The organism is Granulicatella sp. 572.rep1_STHE, from assembly GCF_001073445.1.
Taxonomy (GTDB): domain Bacteria; phylum Bacillota; class Bacilli; order Lactobacillales; family Aerococcaceae; genus Granulicatella; species Granulicatella adiacens.
Genome location: NZ_JVBO01000019.1, coordinates 141725 through 160720, shown reverse-complemented (window position 1 = coordinate 160720; position 18996 = coordinate 141725). Strand labels below are relative to the sequence as shown.

General features: G+C 37.2%; 19 protein-coding genes. 14 read left to right on the top strand and 5 right to left on the bottom strand.

Going from position 1 to position 18996, the window contains the following annotated elements:
* Positions 1–202: 202 nt before the first annotated feature.
* The 5 genes from ADH99_RS04790 (at position 203) to ADH99_RS04770 (ending at position 5445) form a co-directional block, all read left to right on the top strand.
* On the top strand, positions 203–1039 hold the full coding sequence (locus ADH99_RS04790) for an ABC transporter permease (protein ID WP_049555266.1): 837 nt from the start codon (positions 203–205) through the stop codon (positions 1037–1039).
* Entirely contained in the window at positions 1032–1811 is a 780-nt protein-coding gene (locus ADH99_RS04785) for an ABC transporter permease (protein WP_049555265.1), read from the top strand. Before ADH99_RS04790 ends, ADH99_RS04785 begins: the two co-directional genes overlap by 8 nt.
* 10 nt (positions 1812–1821) lie before the next feature.
* A complete protein-coding gene (locus ADH99_RS04780; RefSeq protein ID WP_049555264.1) occupies positions 1822–2844 on the top strand; it encodes an ABC transporter ATP-binding protein in 1023 nt (340 codons plus the stop codon).
* A 26-nt stretch (positions 2845–2870) separates the two neighbouring features.
* A complete protein-coding gene (locus ADH99_RS04775) occupies positions 2871–3956 on the top strand; it encodes an ABC transporter substrate-binding protein (RefSeq protein WP_049555263.1) in 1086 nt (361 codons plus the stop codon).
* A 154-nt stretch (positions 3957–4110) separates the two neighbouring features.
* Positions 4111–5445 (top strand): amidohydrolase, encoded by a 1335-nt coding sequence (locus ADH99_RS04770; RefSeq protein ID WP_148129410.1) that lies wholly within the window; start codon positions 4111–4113, stop codon positions 5443–5445.
* A 488-nt stretch (positions 5446–5933) separates the two neighbouring features.
* Here the strand turns inward: ADH99_RS04770 and ADH99_RS04765 are convergent, their stop codons facing one another.
* The 4 genes from ADH99_RS04765 to ADH99_RS04750 all read right to left on the bottom strand — a co-directional run bounded on the left by ADH99_RS04765 (position 5934) and on the right by ADH99_RS04750 (position 8284).
* Positions 5934–6494, bottom strand: a complete 561-nt coding sequence (locus ADH99_RS04765; protein WP_049555262.1) for a DUF1307 domain-containing protein — start codon at positions 6492–6494, stop codon at positions 5934–5936.
* A 26-nt stretch (positions 6495–6520) separates the two neighbouring features.
* The gene (locus ADH99_RS04760; RefSeq protein ID WP_049555261.1) at positions 6521–7147 is read right to left on the bottom strand and encodes a DUF1307 domain-containing protein; all 627 of its coding nucleotides are present in this window, start codon (positions 7145–7147) and stop codon (positions 6521–6523) included.
* Positions 7148–7190: 43 nt separating this feature from the next.
* Positions 7191–7757 (bottom strand): DUF1307 domain-containing protein, encoded by a 567-nt coding sequence (locus tag ADH99_RS04755; protein ID WP_049555260.1) that lies wholly within the window; start codon positions 7755–7757, stop codon positions 7191–7193.
* An 83-nt stretch (positions 7758–7840) separates the two neighbouring features.
* Positions 7841–8284, bottom strand: a complete 444-nt coding sequence (locus ADH99_RS04750; RefSeq protein WP_049555259.1) for a DUF1307 domain-containing protein — start codon at positions 8282–8284, stop codon at positions 7841–7843.
* 167 nt (positions 8285–8451) lie between these two features.
* Here ADH99_RS04750 and ADH99_RS04745 point away from each other — a divergent pair, with 167 nt between their 5' ends.
* The 3 genes from ADH99_RS04745 to ADH99_RS04735 all read left to right on the top strand — a co-directional run bounded on the left by ADH99_RS04745 (position 8452) and on the right by ADH99_RS04735 (position 12821).
* Complete coding sequence (locus ADH99_RS04745; protein ID WP_049555258.1) at positions 8452–9492, top strand: M42 family metallopeptidase; 1041 nt, start codon at positions 8452–8454, stop codon at positions 9490–9492.
* Positions 9493–9624: 132 nt separating this feature from the next.
* Positions 9625–11751: a pneumococcal-type histidine triad protein gene (locus ADH99_RS04740; RefSeq protein ID WP_049555257.1), complete on the top strand. Its 2127-nt coding sequence runs from the start codon at positions 9625–9627 to the stop codon at positions 11749–11751.
* A 170-nt stretch (positions 11752–11921) separates the two neighbouring features.
* Positions 11922–12821 (top strand): magnesium transporter CorA family protein, encoded by a 900-nt coding sequence (locus ADH99_RS04735; RefSeq protein WP_049555256.1) that lies wholly within the window; start codon positions 11922–11924, stop codon positions 12819–12821.
* 40 nt (positions 12822–12861) lie between these two features.
* Here ADH99_RS04735 and rnhC read toward each other — a convergent pair whose 3' ends face one another.
* The gene (rnhC, locus tag ADH99_RS04730) at positions 12862–13776 is read right to left on the bottom strand and encodes a ribonuclease HIII (protein WP_049555255.1); all 915 of its coding nucleotides are present in this window, start codon (positions 13774–13776) and stop codon (positions 12862–12864) included.
* Positions 13777–13914: 138 nt separating this feature from the next.
* Between rnhC and ADH99_RS04725 the strand changes: the two genes are divergently transcribed.
* From ADH99_RS04725 to ADH99_RS04700, 6 genes are all read left to right on the top strand, one after another.
* On the top strand, positions 13915–14271 hold the full coding sequence (locus ADH99_RS04725; protein WP_049555254.1) for a cell division protein ZapA: 357 nt from the start codon (positions 13915–13917) through the stop codon (positions 14269–14271).
* A 5-nt stretch (positions 14272–14276) separates the two neighbouring features.
* A complete protein-coding gene (locus ADH99_RS04720; RefSeq protein ID WP_049555253.1) occupies positions 14277–14813 on the top strand; it encodes a CvpA family protein in 537 nt (178 codons plus the stop codon).
* 54 nt (positions 14814–14867) lie between these two features.
* Positions 14868–17225 carry an endonuclease MutS2 gene (locus ADH99_RS04715; RefSeq protein WP_049555252.1) on the top strand — a complete coding sequence of 786 codons (2358 nt, stop codon included), beginning with the start codon at positions 14868–14870 and terminating at the stop codon, positions 17223–17225.
* A gap of 76 nt (positions 17226–17301) precedes the next feature.
* Positions 17302–17613, top strand: a complete 312-nt coding sequence (gene trxA, locus ADH99_RS04710) for a thioredoxin (protein ID WP_039849092.1) — start codon at positions 17302–17304, stop codon at positions 17611–17613.
* Between the two features lie 166 nt (positions 17614–17779).
* Positions 17780–18148 carry a GntR family transcriptional regulator gene (locus ADH99_RS04705; RefSeq protein ID WP_049555251.1) on the top strand — a complete coding sequence of 123 codons (369 nt, stop codon included), beginning with the start codon at positions 17780–17782 and terminating at the stop codon, positions 18146–18148.
* The gene (locus ADH99_RS04700) at positions 18145–18996 is read left to right on the top strand and encodes an ABC transporter ATP-binding protein (protein ID WP_049555250.1); all 852 of its coding nucleotides are present in this window, start codon (positions 18145–18147) and stop codon (positions 18994–18996) included. Before ADH99_RS04705 ends, ADH99_RS04700 begins: the two co-directional genes overlap by 4 nt.

Genomic DNA, 18996 nt, shown 5'->3' with positions numbered 1-18996 from the left:
CGCTCGTTGAGATGGAAGGGGAGAAGACGCCATTACCAAATATGGTAATTACCATATTTGGTAATGGCGGGGTGAAAAGGGGTTTAAACACGAATTTAATAGAGCGTATATAAAATTTTGTTTGGATTTTTTGAAAATCGTGTTGAAAATTCTTAAAATTAGCCGTATAATATAAGTCTAAAAACGAACAAGGAGATGTGTTATGAAAAAGAACGTTCGATATACGTTGCTCTTTCCTGGGATTGTTCTATTATGCTTTTTCTTAGTCCTTCCGTTACTAAGTAGTTTGATTCCTACAGTTTTCCCAGAAAGTAGTTTTTCTTTGCAACTGTATATTGATTTTTTCAAAGATTCCTATTTTATGGCGGTGTTAGGACGTACGCTTAGTATTTCCTTGATCGTTACTATTTTTTGTGCTGTTTTGGGCTTGCCGGCAGCATACGTCATTTCTGGAGTATCGAAGAAATGGAGAGGGATTTTAATTGCATTAACGCTATTCCCACTATTAACAAACTCTGTTATTCGAAGCTTTGCATGGATTACGATTCTTGGTAAAAACGGAGTTATTAATAATCTACTTATGATGTTTGGAGTGATTAACGAGCCATTGTCACTCTTATATACAGACTTCTCGATTATTATCGGTTCGGTTTATTTATTCTTACCGACGATGATTATGACACTGGTGGGAGTTCTAGAAAATATTGATGATGACCTATTAGAAGCGGCGGCAACGCTTGGGTTAAGTCCTTTAAAAGGATTCTTCAAGATTATTTTGCCATTGTCGCTACCAGGGATGATTGTCGGAAGTATTCTCGTGTTTACAGGGACACTTACCGCATATACAACTCCACAATTATTAGGTGGAAATAAAAAGATGATGTTAGCGACATTACTTTACCAACGCGCGACAACGCTTGGTGATTGGACAAGTGCGAGTGTGATTGCACTTGTGATGATTGTGATTACATTTGCCGTGATGAAGGCATTGAATCTCTTAGCGAAATCGATGGATAAGCGAGGTGGAGACATTGCGTAAAAATAAATTACTCACAATGATTGCGACTATTGTCTTCTTATTCCTATTCTTACCACTCGTGATTATCGTGATTACTTCATTTGGGACAGAAGCGATTATTACCTTCCCGATTAAAGGATTTACCATCGACTGGTATATTATGGCGCTCACTTCAAAAGCTTTCATGTCGAGCTTACAACTCAGCTTACTAGTGGGCGTTGTAGCCACACTCCTTGCATTAGTGATTGGTGTGCCTGCAGCGTACGTATTATCCAGAGACCACTTTAAAGGGAAGAAATTAATGAAGGATTTCTTCTTATCGCCAACAATGATTCCAGGGATTGTCGTAGGGTATTCCCTCTATCAAATGATTGTTTTGAGTTTTAAATTCCCAATTCTACCGGGATTACTGATTGGGCACTTCCTCATTAGTATCCCATATGTGATTCGTGTCGTTGGCTCTAGTATGGAACAAGTTGATGTGTCGATGGAAGAGGCCGCTTGGACGCTTGGTTGTACGAAGAAGAGAGCTTTTGCAACGGTGCTCTTACCAAATATCACTTCAGGAATTTTCGCGGCGTTCATGCTTTCGTTCGTGAACTCATTTAACAACGTTCCAGTATCGATGTTCTTATCTGGTCCAGGAGTGACCATGCTTCCAACGACTTTATTAAGTTATATGGAATTTAACTACGATCCATCTGTTTCAGCATTATCGGTGATTTTAATGTTTGTAACGATGGGGATTATGATTGCGATTGAAAAAACGTTGGGCTTAGCTTCCATTTCATAAGGAGAAAGATATGTCATTTGTAAAATTAACAGATGTAAATATGATTTACGATAATAAACATCATATTTTAAAAGATTTGAATTTATCGATTGAAAAGGGGGAATTGGTTTCCTTACTCGGTCCGAGTGGTTGTGGGAAAACGACGACGCTTCGTATTGTAGCGGGACTCCTTAGTCAAAATAGCGGAACCTTTGAATTAGAGGGTGAGGATATGACAAAAGTGCCTGTCCACCATCGACAATTCGGGATGGTATTCCAAAGCTACGCATTATTCCCCCATTTAACAGTGGCTGAAAATGTTGCGTTCGGATTGAAAGTGAGAAAAGAAAGTAAAGCAGTGATTGATGAGAAAGTCGCTAAAATGCTTGAAGTGTGCGGCTTGGCTGAACTTGGAAATCGCTATCCAAAACAACTGTCAGGGGGACAAAGACAACGTGTGGCACTAGCCAGAGCACTGGTCATTGAACCAAAACTCTTATTACTAGACGAACCGTTAAGTAACTTGGATGCAAAACTTAGACTTCAAATACGTCTAGAAATCAAACGCATCCAGCAACAATTCAAGATTACGACTTTATTCGTAACGCACGACCAAGAGGAATGTTTCTCAATCTCGGATAAGGTAGCGGTCATGAATAATGGGATTATCGAACAATACGGTACACCTGAAGAAATCTATCAACATCCAACGACGGAGTTCGTCGCTCGTTTTATTGGATTTGAAAACTTCATCAAAGGAATAGTTCAAGAAAATCACACCGTTCAATTATCGAATGGACTCGTTCTAGAAACGAGGGAACATACCAAGGAAGGAGATGTGAAGATAACGATTCGCCCAGACCATATCGAAGTCTTAAACGAGGGCGATGGAGTTCTTCCAGGTGAAATTTTAGTAAGAACCTTCATCGGAAAAGCGTATCAGTATGAAGTGAAAACAGAAGTGGGAGTTCTTCTTGTGAACAATCCATCCGTTTTAGAAGTCGGAACGAAAGTCTCTCTGGCGTTCCCTAAAGATCATGTTATTGTGTTATAAAATAAAAATTTAAGGAGTGTACACACATGAAAAAATCAATTGCAGGACTTGCGGTAGCATCGTTATTAGTATTAGCAGGGTGTGGAAATAGCCAAGCAAATTTACCAAAGAATGAGGCAACAACAACAGGAGGAGAGGCTTCAAAAGGAGCTTCTACAGAATTAGTTGTTTCAACATTTGGATTAAGCCAAGATATTGTAGAGCGTGACATTATCAAACCTTTTGAAGAAGCGAATGGTGTTAAAGTGACTTTAGAAGTCGGTAATGCTTCCGAACGTTTAACAAAAGTTCAAAGTGGTGGAAGTAACATTGACGTTATCGAGTTATCTCAATCAGGTTCTACAAAAGGAACAACAGAAGGATTATTTGAAACGGTGACTGAAAAAGAAATTCCAAATCTTGCTTTATTAACAGATGGGGCTAAAGAAGTGTTCCAAAACGGTGGAGGAATTCCGTTCTCTATTAACAGTATTGCAATTGTTTACGATAAAGAAAAACTTGGTCGTGAAATTAAAGATTGGAGCGACTTATGGTCAGAAGATTTGAAAGGCAAAGTGGCAATCCCTGATATTACAACAACCGGAGGCCCATTATTCTTATCTGTTGCGGCCGATAAAGGCGGAAAAGCCCTTAAAGATGATAAAGGGGAAGCTGCTTTCAAAGCACTTGAAGAATTGAAACCAAATATTGTTAAAACATATTCTAAATCCAGTGACTTAGCAAATATGTTCCAAGCAGGGGAAGTAACAGTTGCAGTTGTTGTAGACTTTGCCATTCCTACTGTGAAAAAAGCAAACTCGAATGTTGTATCTGTCGTTCCTGAATCTGGAACGTATGCAAACTACAATACAGTGAATATCGTAAAAAATGCGAAAAACAAAGAAAATGCGTATAAATATGTAAATTTCCGTATTAGCACTGAAAACCAAACAGTGAAAGCTAAATCATTGAGTGAAGCTCCTGTTAATAAAGATGTAAAATTAGCAGATAACGAAGTAAAAACAATGACTTATGGTGACGTTGCAAAACGTGCGAAAACAGTTGATTTCAAACTTGTAAATGAAAACCTTAAAGCTTGGATTGACCAATGGAATAAAATCCTAAACCAATAGAATATTGAATTTTATTTAAGGACATATCAGAAACGAAATAGATGAAGCCGCTAGACGAATGTTAGACTAGTGGCTTTCTTCTACATCCTAGTTTTGATTGTTCTTATAATGGGATTCAATTAGAATAAAGAAGACAGGAAAGGGAGTGGCAGTTTTGAGAATCGGTTATAAAAACGCATGGATTTTAACGATGGATGATGCCTTTACAGAATATCGAAGTGGGTACTTAGTGATGGAGGGGCACTTAATTGTTGAAGTAGGTGCGATGGATCAATTTGAGGAGAAGAAGGCAGATGATTGGATAGATGCACAGGGTGGAATCCTGCTTCCGGGGTTCGTGAATGCTCATACACATTGCGGGATGATTCCGTTTCGTTCATTAGGAGACGATTGCCCAGACCGCCTCAGACGCTTCCTATTTCCATTAGAGCAAGAAGTGGTTGACGAACCGTTAATTGCAAAAAGCACGGCCTATGCGATTGCGGAGATGCAGCTAGCAGGCGTAACTGCGATGTGTGATATGTATTATTTTGAAGATGCAGTTGCCAAAGTTGCCAAAGACATGAAGATGCGTTCTCTCGTAGGTGAAACGATTATCAATATGAAGACGCCCGATAGCAGGAATACTGATGATGCCCTAGCGTATACTCAAGCATTTGTTGACAAGTGGAAAGGGGACGAACTCGTTCAGCCATTAATTGCCCCCCATGCTCCGAATACAAATACCGAAGAAGTGATGAGAGCGATTCTCGAGTTTGCCAAAGAAAACCAAGTTCCTATTACGCTTCATGTCTCTGAGATGACGTACGAGATGGATTATTTCCGTAAAACTTATAGCCAAACACCAATTGAATTTTTAGAGTCGCTTGGATTTTTCGAAGTGCCGGTTATCTTAGCTCATGGAATTCTGATGACGGAATCAGATGTCGAAATTCTGGCGAACTATCCAACCGTCAGCGTCGTTCATTGCATCGGCGCCAATACGAAGTCTGCAAAAGGAGTCGCACCAATTCGCAGTTTACTAGACCATGGAGTGACGGTTGGACTAGGAACGGACGGCCCAAGTAGCGGTAATACGCTGGATTTATTCACTCAAATGCGAATGGTAGCTAATTTCCATAAAACGCATCTGAAGGATCGTAGCGCGTTCCCTGCAAAAGAAATCGTGGCTTTGGCGACAAGAGGTGGGGCAAAAGCTCTAGGACTCGATGAGGAAGTGGGCACGCTTGAAGCAGGCAAAAAAGCAGATGTGGTGCTTGTTGAAACGTCCTCAGTGAATATGTTTCCTGTGTATGATGCGTATGCAGCCTTGGTGTATTCTGCCAATGCATCCAATGTCCAAGATGTTTGGATAGACGGAAAAAGAGTCGTTTATAACAAGAAGCTAGTGAACGTAAGTCTAGAAGCACTTAAAAGAGAGTTGAGGGTGGAAATGGCAACGTTTGAAGAGCGTGCTGTCGAACTATCGAACCAATTATCATTCAAATAAAGTAAGTATGAAGAATATCTATCTTATGTATAAAAACAAGGATTACCTTGGTTTCTATAATAACAACAATAGCGAGTGTAATCGATGCGAATTAGCTGGAGTTAGGAATTTATTCCATACTCCTGCTTTGAGGCTCGATAGGATTGAGACCTTGGCCCAATCCGATACAGCTATTGTCGTTATTATGAAGATAACCAAAGGTAATCTAAGTTTTTATTGTACTACATAAAATAATCTTCGTACTTTTTTATTGTGATAGTTTATAAAGAGCTAATACTGCTTCTACGTTCGCTGAGAAGGAAGGGAAGAGGATGACATTACCAAATAGGGTGATTTTGTATCATTTTTGATACGTATCATAAATGATACAAAAGAAGATGTAACAAAAATGTGACGTCACATTTTTGTTACATCGTAAATTTTAGACAAGAACACAGCACCAAGGACATTCAAGGAATGTCTTTGGTGCTGTGTTTATTGGGTTGAGGTTATTTTTTTACATATCCATTTTTTTCTAATTTTTTAACAGCTTCACTATAATATAGTGGATCATTTTTTGGTGGATATTTCTTTGGATTACGTTTGTTTAGTTCTACAAAGTCCATTGTATTATAGTCAAACGTGTTTTTACGGGTATATACCCCGTCCTTAAATTCAAGCGTTCCTTCGATTCCCTTAACACCTTTTGTTTCGTCAAAAGCTTTTTGGATGGTTACTTTAAATTGTTCTGGATCTTGACCCATTTCTTTTGGATTATAAACATAAGTACCTTCTTGTTTATAAACAACGTCATCTTTGTAGTAGTACTTCAATGTAACAGTAACACCAGGCTCTTTGTATTCGTAAGTTGCTTCGCCTGTTTGATTGCTTTTAGCAGATTGAGTGGTCGTCGCTTTTGTAGTTGCAGCTTGAGTAGTAGGTGCTTGTGTAGTTGCTTGAGCAACGGTTGTTTGGGCTGAAGTTTCATCAACTTTCTTTTCTCCACTTTGACATGCTGCAAGAGCAACAGCAGTCGATAACAATGCAATAACTTTATAAGTCTTTTTCATGATTTTCTCCTTAAACATCGATTTTATTATTTTTGTTGGAAACCAGCTTCTAAAAGCACTTTTTTCATGGCTTCGAAGCTCGTAGAATATTCATTCAGTTTAAATTTAGGATCAATTTCTTTTAGTTTAGTAACATCAATTTTTGTATAATCCATATCAAAAGATTGAATTAGTTTTTCACCTTCACTTTCAAGCGAAACGATGAATCCTTCTATGTTTTTGAATTGTTCCTTCGCAATTTTATAAGTTGCTTCAACCGTTTCTTTTTGTGCCTTAGCAATGATTTCTTTTGTTTCCTCTGTTATGCCAGGTAATGATGTAAAGTCAAAGATATTCTTAGAAATCTGTCTAGTCACTTGATCGCCTTTATGATAAATGATCATAGTTGTAATGCTTCCTGGAAGAGAGATTTCGAATACAGCTTGTTCTTCCTTGGCGTTGGGATTGTCTGTTTGTGCAACGGTTGTTGGCGCGGTAGTCGTAGGAGAAGCCGTTGTTGTCTGCGTCGTTGTTTGCGCGACAGTGGTTTGAGCTTGCGTCGTTTGGACTACCGTTGTGGGATCCTTTTCTTCGGAATCTTTATTTTGTCCACAAGCAACCAGAAAGAAACCACATGTGGCAAGAAGAGCCAATTGTTTGGTACGTGTATTCATATTAATTTCCTTTCAAAACGATTCCTTCGAGGATCAAGTAAGACTATTGAACTTCTTTGAATCCTTCTTTAACTAGGAAGTTTTTAGTAACTTCATAGCTTACTGTATTATCATCTTTTGGTTTAAAGCTTGGAACGAGTTCTTTTAATTTAGCAAAGTCTGTTTTTGAATAGTCGACTGTAAAGTTTTGAATGACTTTACCATCTTTGACTTCAACTGATGAAGAGATTCCTTCTACGCCTTTATAAGCTGCAAAAGCTGTCTCGAGTTGTGTTTTGATTTGTTCTTCAGTAGCTTTAGTTTCCATTTCTTTTACGTTGTAAACATTCTCAGTCGTTTGTTTTACAAGAACGTCACCTTTAGAGTACATGATTACACGAGAAGTTACGCCCTTATCAGACTGTTCTAACACTGTTTTCTTTTCACCTTCAGTTGCTGCAGTAGTTGTAGCTACCGTAGTTGTTGTTGGAGCGGTTGTTGTAGCAGTAGTAGTTGTTTCTTTTGTGGTAGATGATGTAGTAGTGGTTGTACTATTATCTTTTTGACCACAACCAGCTAATACTAAACCTGTAGTAAATAAAATGGCTAATACTTTCGTTTTTTTGTTCATGATCTTTTCCTCACTTTTCTTGTTTTAATTATAGGAAAACCGGACGAAGAGTATATTCTTCCCCCGGTTTTATGAATATCCTTTTATTTCTTTTCTTTGTATCCAGCTTGTAATAAAGATTCTTTAGAAGCTTTAAAGCTGATTTTATCGCCGTCTCCAGCGAATTCTTGAGGGAATGCTTTTCTTAACTCAGAAACTTTAGCTTTAGTGTAATCCACTGTTAAAGTTTGAATAAGAGTACCATCTTTAGATTCAATACTAGCAGTAACGCCATCAACAGCTGTATATTTATTATTTACTCCTTCGATTTGTTTTTTAGCGTCTTCTTCAGTTACGCCTAATTTCTTTAAATCATAAGTATTTGTAGCAGTTTGTTTTGTTACTAAATCGTTATTATAGTAATAAGTTAAAACTGAAGTTACTCCGTTTTGATTTAATTCAAATGAAGATGATTCTTCTTTACCGCATCCTAGTAATACGAATAGTGCTGCGAAAAACACAGCGATTAATTTCAAGGTTTTTTTCATGAAATTCATCCTTTCAATTTGTAATATACTTGTATTATAAAACTAAAGATTCTATTATGCAAGAAATTTTGTAAAATTCTTGGGATTATCTAAAGAGAAGCATGTTCATTAGTTAGATTTTATAGGGATATGCTATACTTAATCTATCGTGAAATGGAGGAAAGAAAATGAATCAAACAATCGATTTCTTAAAAGAATTAGTAGCCATTCCATCTCCAACAGGGTACACAAAAGATGTTCAAGATTATTTAATTGAAGTGTTAACGGATATGGGATACCAACCAAAACGTACAGCGAAAGGGCTTGTCATTGTAACCGTAGAAGGAGCAAACGATAAAGAGCAGCGCGCAATTACGGCTCATATCGATACGCTTGGAGCGATTGTAAGAGCAGTGAAACCAGACGGACGTTTGAAGTTGGATCGTATTGGTGGTTTTGCTTGGAATATGATTGAAGGAGAAAATTGTACCGTTCATATTGCCTCAAACGGAAATACGGTTTCAGGAACGATTTTATTGCATCAAACGAGTGTTCATGTATATAAAGAAGCCGGAACGGTCGAACGGAGTCAAGATAATATGGAAGTTCGATTAGATGAGAAAGTCACTAATGAAAAAGAGACGCGAGCTTTAGGAATCGAAGTGGGAGATTTTGTTTCTTTTGATCCACGATTTGTTGTCACACCAACCGGATTTGTTAAAAGTCGATTCTTAGATGATAAGGTTAGTGCAGCAATTTTACTTACCTTATTGAAGAAATATAAAAAAGAGGGAATTACCTTACCGGTAACGACTCACTTTATGTTTAGCTGTATTGAAGAAACGGGGACTGGAGCTAACAGTAGTATTCCTTCTGAAGTGGTTGAGTTTCTTGCAGTGGATATGGGAGCGATGGGGGACGACCAACAAACCGATGAATATACGGTTTCGATTTGTGTCAAAGATGGGTCTGGACCTTATAACTATGATTTCCGTCAACAGTTAGTCAGTCTTTGCAAGGAACAAGAGATTCCGTTTAAACTAGATATTTATCCTTATTATGGAAGTGATGCTTCTGCAGCGATGCGAGCTGGGGCAGAAGTAAAACATGCACTGCTAGGAGCAGGAATTGAATCGAGTCACTCTTATGAAAGAACGCATATCGATTCTATTGAAGCCACAGAGTCCTTAGTGGATGCTTACTTATTAAGTGATTTAATCGAAGAATAACCGTAACCCTTCCCATAGATTTGTGGGAAGGTTTTTTTGCTTAAAAATTTGGAATATCTTTATTGACAGCACTCCCCCTCAAATAGTATACTCTAAAACGTAAAACTTACGATTTAAGAAAGTGGGAGATGAATGAATAAAAAAGAGAAGGTATTTCTAGGTGGAGCAGTTGCCTTAGGGCTTGTCTTCGCTTCAGGAATGATTTTAGCCAATCAACAAAGTCAAGTGAATCAAGTAGCAGAAAGTACGGTTGAACAAACGACGATTTCTCCTGAGCAGATGGCGAAGTATGAACAAGCTGCAAAGGAAATTAAAGAGAATAAACCTAAAACAATTGTGGGAGAAGTTTTTGAAAATGGGTATCTAAAGAAACATGGAGACCATTACCATTTTGTGTTTGGGACTCCACCTTCTGATGCGATTTATGAGCAAAAGAAACAAATTAGCCAAAACAACCATTCAGATGATGATTATGTCTTTAATCCAAAAGATATTGTGAGTGAAAATGAATTAGGGTTTGTGGTGAGACACGGTGATCACTATCACTTTATTTATCGTTCACAACTGGCAAATGCTCAAACCGTTACTAGAGAAGATGAAACGGGGAAAAAGAGGACTTGTAAATTACTCCGAATTCCTCATGGGGATCATTTCCATGATGTACTAGACTGTGGGGATGGAAGTACCAATTATACTTTTGACGATGAACCTACGTCTCATCGTGGAGGAGGAACGAGTGGGACAGTTGCTGCTGCCTCTACTCCTTCAAGACAACATCAAAATAGTACGGCTACAACACCTACCGTTCAAACGTCTACAACAGATATGACGACACCAGGAGATAAAGAATTAACTTTGCAATCTCCTGAAATTCAAAAATATTTGGATTATATTACGTATGCATATGGTGTAGAAAGAGATAGTATCAAATTCGAATCAGTTACCAATGATCAAGGTGAATATATTGGAAAAGTATTTGCCTTTCAAAATATGGAGCAAGGGCAAGATAAAAATCATATCCATCCTTGGGTCATTCCATTGAAACGATTTGAAGTACCAAATTCTGATCCATCGATCCCTGCTGAAGTGAGACTTTCACAGGAAATTGATTTGATTGCAAGACGTATGGGGATTTCTCGTACAGCGATCCGCATTGTCAATGGACGTTTTGATATTCCACACGGTGACCATAGTCATTCAATGAATATCGTGAATAAAGATGGGATTGAAGCTTACGAAAAAAATAAATTGCCTGGAATCGTTCCACCATTTGTGGCAGGGGATTTAAATGAAGAAGAAGTGTTTCAAAAAATTGAGGAGGTGAAAACTCGCACCCAAGAGAAATACAAAGATGATCCAGTTGCTTTAAATCGAATTTTAGTGGCTTTAAGTGAATATAAAGAGCAAGTGCAACAAAAAGGGAATTCAACGGAAGGCTTTGTTAAAGGACTAGAAAACTTTGAAAAGAAAGTCGTGAATAAAGAACAAGATGTTGAAAATTCGGTAACACCGCAAGAGCAAAAGATGAATGCAACTCATGAAGAAACAATTCGTAAGATTAGTGAGTTATCATTGAAAGACTACGGAGTTACTGCGGATGAGCTAAGAGATTTAGCTACAAAAGCAAGAGAAAGTGGAAAAGAAGCGCAAGTGAATGCAATTGCTTCATTAATTCAAGCATTACGGGATGCTAACGATCGCATTAGTATTGAAGGGATGCGCTATTTATACTTCCTTACACAACACGTACTAGACCAAGAATTACCATCTGCTTTAAGAGAAGAAGTGGCTAGCCTCATCAAACGATATATGGGATCTCGCTTGAACTTTGGAACGACAGCCGTTGAAGCGCTCATTATTGAATCTTATCGTACTAAATTAGCGATTAAAGAAGCGCACAAGAATTTTAATGGTAAAGTTGAAGGAACAATTGGTAAGAATCTAAAAGAGATTATGACACCGGCTTCTGCTGATGAGTTAAGTATTTTAGAGGAAGCAAAAGACTTCTCTGAAGGCACTTTAGATGAAGCAGATAAAGATAATAGTATTCCAAAGAGCTCTATTTTAGACAAAAAAGTAGAGGAAAAATCTACTGAAGCTACAACAGTGTCATCAAGCACTTCAGAGACAACATCTACTTCTACGCAGGAGAGTACCGAGGAAAAGAGCACTAGTGCTTCTGAAACACAAGCTACAACCTCTCAAGAAGTTACAACAGAAGCTCCTAGTGAGACGACGAGTGAACCAACGCAAAAATAGTGGGAAAAGAATAAGGAAATTGGGAATCAATCTCTTAATTTAAAAGGAAGAAAATATGAATGAAAAGCATGTCAAATGGTCTATTTTGGAACGTTGACATGCTTTCCTTTTAGTCAAAAAAAGAAATTATGTTATACTAATACAGCATTCTATACGAAGGAGGGGTTTAAATGAGCGTAATGCACTTTGGAGATAATACTTGGATTAACATCAATTCAGATTTGATTAGTGAATACTCATCCATTTATGATACGTATGAAATTGATGATGAAATGATTGAATATGCACTGGATAAAAATGAGCGAGCACATATGGAATACAACCGTCGAACGAAAACGCTGGTTGTTATTTATAATGTATTAAACTTGTCTAAAGAAGAGAACCACTATGAAACGATTCCGTTAACATTCATTGTTCGTCAAAATCAAATTGTTACGATTTCAAATAGTCAAAATGAATACATTATCGATGCGATTGTAGAAGAGTTGGAAGAGAATCTTCATTGGAATGTGTTTAATCTTTTACTGCATAGCCTTTTTGTCATTTCGGAGCATTACTTCCCAGTAATTGAAAAATTAAATAAAGAACAGCAAAATATTAGCAAACTCCTTCGAAAGAAAACGACTAAGAATAATTTATTTGCACTTTCTGATTTGGAAATTGGTGGAATGTATTTAGTATCTGCCACTAAGCAAAATGCTGTTGTATTAGAGCAATTGAAAACGCAACAAGCCTTTAAAGAATTCGATGATTTTGAAAGAGAGCAATTGGAAGACAATATTATCGAGGCAAAACAATTAGTTGAGATGACAGATTTACATCTTCAAATTTTAAGACAAATTTCCGGAACGTATAATAATGTTTTGAATAATAATTTGAATGATACGATGAAATTTTTAACAGTTATTTCTATATTGATGACGATTCCAGATATTGTCACGGGATTTTTTGGAATGAACGTTCAAATTCCTTTGACGGAACTACGATATGGATGGGCCATTATTCTCTTCATCATTGCACTCGGTTGGATGGGCGCACTTAAAGTGATTCAAAAACTATTGAAAGATTAAAAAAGAGCAACTTCCCTGGTTTGAGGAAGTTGCTCTTTCATTATTTCATTCGTTTTGCTTTTTCGGTATTGGCGAAGTGGAGTTTTGCGACTTTACGTAAAGTATCCATTCCGTTGTGCTTTAGAATTTTTGCAGCAATTTGGTCCACATTGCTTCCAGCACCACTTGGTAGTTTATACCCGAATTCTGTACTTAATGAGTCTAAACCATCCAGGAAAGCGCATCTAGCAATCATTGACGCCGCCGCTACAGCGATATGATGGCTTTCGCCTTTTGTAATAAAGTACGTTTTATTTTTATCGACTAAAGGCTGTCCTTTTAAATAACGATAATATAATTCTGGTTTACAAAATTGATCAATTAAATACCCTTCAGGTGATTCTGGCATTATTTTTTCACTTAAGAGACGTAAGGCTTGGTTATGAAGAAGAGTCTTCATTTCATTTAAGTTTTTGACTTGTTGAACCTCATTGTATTTTTCAGGCCAAAGCGTCAATAATTTATACGGAATGACTTCTTTAATTTTAGGAACGAGAGCTCGGATTTGTTCATCCGTTAAATCTTTAGAGTCTTTCACTCCCATTTTTTTAAGAAGAGGGATATTTTCTTTTGAAACGTAAGCACTAGCAACCGTTAAAGGACCAAAGTAAGCTCCGTTTCCAACTTCATCGCTTCCCATTACGCTCCAAGAAGAAAAATCCTTTGGAAGAGAAGGCGTGTCTTTTGATTTCTCTTTAGATGTCTTTATTGACGATTCTAGCTGATTCTTTTGAATAAACGTTTCAATGCCTTTCCCTTGGAATAGCACTTTACCAGATTGATAGGCAGTAATCGTTAACCCGTCAATCTTCAACCTTAAAATGGCGTGTGGAGGAGGGGACTCTACATATGAAGGATATTTTGCTTCTAATGCGGAAACCTGTTCGGGTGATAGTGTTAATGTTAATGAATTCATAGTAATCCTCCTTGTTCTTTTTAAGAATACCATGAGAACATTTATTCGTCTACTCCTTCAAAAAGAGGATTATTCGTGTTTTTTTGCTCAGAAAATGGTAAAATAAGGTGATATTATGAGGAATGGAGATGATCTATTGTGAAACAACCGAAATCAAGAGTTAAAGCAGTCATTGCCGGCAAATCCTATACGATTATTGGGAAAAAGTCTCAACAAGAAATGCAAAGTATTGTGAGAGTCTTACAAGAGCAATTAGATCAAATCACCCGAGTATCAGACAAATTATCGAATGAAGAAGTAGCACTCCTTGCAGCGATTAACGCTATTTCAAATCAATTCGAAAAACAAGAAGAAGTCGTCGCATTGAAGAAGCGAGTAGAGCAGTTAGAAAAAGAAGTGCAAAATGCGCATCATAAGCGACCTTCCATTGACTCAAAAAGAAAACAAGAATTAGAAAAACAATTTGAATTACAACAAGATTTGTTGAGAAGGTAGGGTTTATGATTACATTAATCATTTTATTTTATTTAATCGTTGGAATCTATACGGGTGCCCGTAGAGGATTAACATTACAATTAGTTTATATTGCGGGTTACTTTATTACCTTTTTAGTGGCATTATTTACGCATGAAAAACTAGCTAAATTTTTATCGGTATTTATTCCGTATCCGTCCTATGTTCCCGGAAATCAATTAGCGATTTTCTCTCAAGAACAAGCAATGAATTTAGACCACTCATTTTATAGATTGATTTCATTTTTAGTGATTATGATTTTAGGTTGGTTAGTGGTTCGTTTCTTAGGATATATTGCGAGTGAATTAACATTTTTACCATTATTAAAACAATTTAATACAATCAGTGGTGCTGCATTAGGATTCCTTATGAACTATCTATTTATTTATTTTGTTCTTTACGCGATTGCGATGATCCCACTGGCTCCAGCACAAAAAATGATTGAAGGCGGACTGCCAAACTTTATTATTACCAAAACTCCAATTGTGACACAAATTGTTTCAAGTTGGTTATTACCTAAATAAAAACGAGAGCGTGGAACAGATTTGTTCCACGTTTTTTAAGAAAGAAGGACTGTTATGAATTCGAAAATCGAAAAGGTTTTAGAATTTGATAAAATTAGAGCCCAATTAGCTGAATATGCAACCTCTGAAAAAGGAAAACAAATGATTAAAGAACTTCCAATAGAGGTGGAAGAAAAGGCGATTCAACATAAAATTGAAGAAACAGCAGATGGAGTTGAGCTTCTTCGCTTAAAACAAGGGATTCCGATTCCACGGTTGAAAGATATTAGTTTCGCCTTGAAACGATTGGAATTAGAAGCGGGATTAAATGGGCGCGAATTAAGTGATATTTTACGTGTGTTAACGACAACGCATGAAGTAGAACGTTTCTTTGAAAAAGTTGAAGAAGAAGAGATTGCATTAAAACGTATCCCCCGACTAGTTGAAAAATTAGAAAGTATTCCTGATGTGACTAAGGAGCTAGAAGCATCGATTCGAGAAGATGGATATGTATTAGATAGTGCGTCTCCTACTTTGCATGGAATTCGAGTAGGCATTCAGAAAACGGAACAAGAAATTCGTCGCCAAATGGATCAATACCTTACAGGAAAGAATGCCCAGTATTTAAGTGATACGATTATCACCATTCGTAATGACCGTTATGTACTTCCAGTAAAAGCAGAATATAAATCTGTATTTGGAGGTACTGTACATGACCAAAGTGCAACGGGACAGACTCTGTTTATGGAGCCTCAAGCAGTTGTTAATTTGAATAATAAATTACGAGAATATCAAGTCCAAGAAAAGCGTGAAGTCGAACGCATTTTATGGGAACTTTCTCAAAAACTCATGCCATACACGAATTCATTGCATCAAAATCATTATGTATTAGCACGATTAGACGTAGTGAATGCAAAGGCTCTATATGCTAATGAAATAAAGGCAACAGAACCTATTATTGACCGTCAGAATCATGTGGCACTTTGGAAAGCATGGCACCCATTATTAGACCGTGAGAAGGCTGTCGCAAACGATATTATTCTTGGAGAAGAGTATCAAGCGATTGTCATTACAGGGCCGAATACAGGGGGGAAAACAATCCTCTTGAAGACGGTTGGAGTCATTCAATTAATGGCACAGATGGGACTCTATATTCCTGCGGGTGAAAATAGCCGTGTAGGAATCTTTACCGAGATTTTTGCAGATATCGGGGATGAGCAATCGATTGAACAAAACTTATCAACGTTCTCATCTCATATGTCCAATATTGTTTCTATTTTGAAGCAAATCAATAATAAGAGCTTGCTTTTAATCGACGAAATTGGATCAGGGACAGACCCCCAAGAAGGCTCGTCTCTTGCGATTGCGATTCTTGATTATATTGCAAGTAAGCAAAGTTATGTGATTGCTTCGACTCACTATCCAGAGTTGAAAGCATACGGGTATGACCGCCCTAAAACCATTAATGCGAGTATGGAGTTTGATGGAGATACTCTTCAGCCAACGTACCAACTCCTACTTGGAGTACCAGGGCGTAGTAATGCCTTTGATATTTCAAAACGTCTTGGGTTACCATCTATCATTATCGACCAAGCGCGTGGGCTTCTTTCTGAGGAAGACCAAGACTTGAATGCGATGATTAGTGACCTTGAGCAAAAACGTCGCCGTGCGCAGCGTGATGCCGATAAGATGCGTCATCAATTAGAGTTAAGTACACAGTTATTAGAAGATTTGCAAAAGGAAACTGAACTGTTTAAAGCAAATAAAGCAAGACTTCTGGAAGAAGCTAAAGAGCGTGCAAATTCTTTAATTGAACAAAGTAAGGATGATGCGGATAAAATCTTGTCAGAAATCCGTGAATTACAACTGAGAAGTAAACAAAGTACGGTTAAAGAACATGAAATGATTGAGAAAAAGACAGCTTTAACAGACTTGAAACATGAGCAAGCCTTGAAGAAGAATAAGGTGCTTCGCAAAGAAAAAGCGAAGAAGGCGCTGCAAGTCGGACAAAGTGTCGAAGTTCTTTCATTTGGACAACGCGGAACTCTTGTTGAAAAAGTCAGTGACGAGGAATGGGTTGTTCAAATGGGGATTATCAAGATGAAGATTGCTATAGAAGACTTAGCCCCAATTGCCGAAACGCAAGAAGCTAAACAACAAGTGATTGTGAAAAGTGCTAGAAGTAGTCATGTCTCTTCAGAATTAGACTTACGTGGAAAACGATACGAAGAAGCGATGAAAGATCTTGATTTATATATTGATGCGGCTATTTTAGCTAATTATCCACGTGTAACCATTATTCATGGACGCGGAACAGGCGCGATTCAACAAGGTGTTCATAAAACACTTCGAAGCCACCGCTCTGTTGCTAGTTTTGAATTTGCACCAATGAATACAGGTGGAAATGGGGCAACGATTGTTACTTTCAAATAATCTATGAGCAGAAAAGTTGGTCGAGTGAATCGGGATTGCTATACTGGTCTTATAGAAAAAGGAAAGGATGATTTGAATGGTAAAATCATTAACAGATAAAAACTTTGTAGAAGAAACTAAAGACGGAGTAGTTTTAGTAGACTTTTGGGCTACATGGTGTGGACCATGTCGTATGCAAGGTCCAGTTATTGACCAATTAGACGAGGAAATGGGAGACAAAGTTACATTCACTAAAGTGGATGTGGACGAAAACCCTGAAACCGCTCGTGCTTTTGGAATTATGAGCATCCCAACTTTATTAATCAAAAAAGATGGAGAAGTGGTTAATAAAGTAGTTGGCTACCATGCTAAAGAACAATTAGAAGAATTGTTAGCACAATATTTATAAAATCATATTTTTAATGGAGTGATGAAGCAAGGAGAATCCTTGTTTTATCACTCTTTTTTATTTTCAAAATTTTTTTTAAAAAAGTGTTGACAAAATAGTTTTTTAGTTTTATAGTTAATTACACAAGTAACTAACCAACAAACATAAAACTTAAAGGAGGTGCGTTATGAAATTTGATTTTCAAAGTGATATCCCGTTATTTCAACAAGTAGCCAATCAACTAGAAGAAGAAATCTTCCATGAAATCTACAAAGAAGGAGATCAAGTACCGTCGACAACTGAGATTTCCACAGGGTATCAAATCAATCCAGCAACCGTATTGAAAGGAATGAACTTACTCGTGAGCGAACAAGTATTAGAAAAAAGAAGAGGTCTTGGAACGTTTGTAGCAGAAGGGGCAAGAAAAATTATTGTAAGTAAAAAGCAAAATGAATTTGCGAATCAGATGGTCCCAAATTTTTTAAAAGAAGCGCAAGCACTAGGAATTACAAAAGAAGAATTAGTTAAAATTATCGAAGGAGGGTTCCTAAAATGACAATCCAAGTGAAAGGATTAAGAAAGAAGTATTTCAATAAAGAAGCTGTAAAAGGGGTCGATTTTACGATTGAACCTGAGAGTATTATTGGCCTATTAGGTCGAAATGGAGCTGGAAAGAGTACGGTTTTAAATATGATTGCTCGCCGTATCGAAAAGACAAGCGGAGACATCACTCTTGATGGCGTGGATCTTCATAAAACTCCAAGGGCGATGCATCAAGTGTACTTATCGAGTACAGAAAATTGGTTCCCAAAAGAATATAAATTTAAAGATTTATTATCTATTTATAAAAGAACTTATCCGGAATTCGACAGTGAGTTTGCAGAAGATTTAATTAAAGTCTTTGGAGTCAATGTGAAAGAAAGATTTTCAAAAGCCTCTACTGGATATCAAAGCATTATGAAAATTATCCTAGCGCTTTGTAATCCTAGTGAGTACATCTTTATGGATGAACCAGTACTAGGTTTAGATGCGAATCATCGTCATATTTTTAACAAAAAATTACTGGAAGCTTATGCAAGAAATCCACGGACATTTGTCATTGCAACGCATTTAATCGAAGAAGTTGCTTCAATTCTTGAAAAAGTCATCGTTATTAAAGATGGTGTGGTTACAGAGGAAGTGATGGTGGAAGAGGTCCTTGGAAAAGGATATGTTGTTAGCGGTGCTACAAGCCTAGTTCAAGAATTTGTCGCAGATAAGAATGTACAAGAAACCGAACAAATTGGAAATATCACTCGTGCAGTAGTGATTGGGAAAAAAGGGGAGACTCCTCAAGGATTAGATTTTTCACCATTAACATTGCAAGATTACTTTATTTCAATTACTCGAAAGGAGAATGAATAA

Excerpts from the sequence above, each read along its gene's own strand:
- ADH99_RS04790 (WP_049555266.1), top strand. The coding sequence starts at position 203 with ATGAAAAAGAACGTTCGATATACGTTGCTCTTTCCTGGGATTGTTCTA.
- ADH99_RS04780 (WP_049555264.1), top strand. The coding sequence starts at position 1,822 with ATGTCATTTGTAAAATTAACAGATGTAAATATGATTTACGATAATAAA.
- ADH99_RS04775 (WP_049555263.1), top strand. The coding sequence starts at position 2,871 with ATGAAAAAATCAATTGCAGGACTTGCGGTAGCATCGTTATTAGTATTA.
- ADH99_RS04765 (WP_049555262.1), bottom strand. The coding sequence starts at position 6,494 with ATGAAAAAGACTTATAAAGTTATTGCATTGTTATCGACTGCTGTTGCT.
- ADH99_RS04760 (WP_049555261.1), bottom strand. The coding sequence starts at position 7,147 with ATGAATACACGTACCAAACAATTGGCTCTTCTTGCCACATGTGGTTTC.
- ADH99_RS04755 (WP_049555260.1), bottom strand. The coding sequence starts at position 7,757 with ATGAACAAAAAAACGAAAGTATTAGCCATTTTATTTACTACAGGTTTA.
- ADH99_RS04750 (WP_049555259.1), bottom strand. The coding sequence starts at position 8,284 with ATGAAAAAAACCTTGAAATTAATCGCTGTGTTTTTCGCAGCACTATTC.
- ADH99_RS04745 (WP_049555258.1), top strand. The coding sequence starts at position 8,452 with ATGAATCAAACAATCGATTTCTTAAAAGAATTAGTAGCCATTCCATCT.
- ADH99_RS04740 (WP_049555257.1), top strand. The coding sequence starts at position 9,625 with ATGAATAAAAAAGAGAAGGTATTTCTAGGTGGAGCAGTTGCCTTAGGG.
- ADH99_RS04735 (WP_049555256.1), top strand. The coding sequence starts at position 11,922 with ATGAGCGTAATGCACTTTGGAGATAATACTTGGATTAACATCAATTCA.
- rnhC (WP_049555255.1), bottom strand. The coding sequence starts at position 13,776 with ATGAATTCATTAACATTAACACTATCACCCGAACAGGTTTCCGCATTA.
- ADH99_RS04720 (WP_049555253.1), top strand. The coding sequence starts at position 14,277 with ATGATTACATTAATCATTTTATTTTATTTAATCGTTGGAATCTATACG.
- ADH99_RS04715 (WP_049555252.1), top strand. The coding sequence starts at position 14,868 with ATGAATTCGAAAATCGAAAAGGTTTTAGAATTTGATAAAATTAGAGCC.
- trxA (WP_039849092.1), top strand. The coding sequence starts at position 17,302 with ATGGTAAAATCATTAACAGATAAAAACTTTGTAGAAGAAACTAAAGAC.
- ADH99_RS04705 (WP_049555251.1), top strand. The coding sequence starts at position 17,780 with ATGAAATTTGATTTTCAAAGTGATATCCCGTTATTTCAACAAGTAGCC.
- ADH99_RS04700 (WP_049555250.1), top strand. The coding sequence starts at position 18,145 with ATGACAATCCAAGTGAAAGGATTAAGAAAGAAGTATTTCAATAAAGAA.